At 42.1% G+C, this 273-nt stretch carries 1 protein-coding gene; it reads right to left on the bottom strand.

Annotated features, from left to right (window positions below; genetic code table 11):
• On the bottom strand, positions 1-273 hold a 273-nt coding region (locus tag CWC11_RS21770; RefSeq protein ID WP_283241034.1), incomplete at both ends, for a FixG Ig-like domain-containing protein.

Below are 273 nucleotides of genomic sequence, written 5' to 3'. Positions count from 1 at the left end.
GACACAGAGTATGTTTGAGATGCTTGCGCTTTATTAATGATTTTCAGCGTATAAGTATTTTCTATCAGGCCCTCATAATTCACTCGATATAATTGGTTCCTGTCTCTAATAATATCGAGCTCCATCGGCTTACGCATCGTGATGTTTGCCACTAATGCGACGCACAACACCACTAAAATGAGTAAATAGCCCACCAGCTTACCTCGAACAGCTTTGGTTTGCTCAGATGAGTTTTCAAGATTACGTTCTGTGGTGTATGAGATGAGCCCCGGT

The organism is Pseudoalteromonas sp. S3178, from assembly GCF_005886985.1.
GTDB classification, from domain to species: domain Bacteria; phylum Pseudomonadota; class Gammaproteobacteria; order Enterobacterales; family Alteromonadaceae; genus Pseudoalteromonas; species Pseudoalteromonas carrageenovora.
Note: the sequence above shows the minus strand (reverse complement) of the source record. Positions and strands in the feature narration are given on the sequence as shown.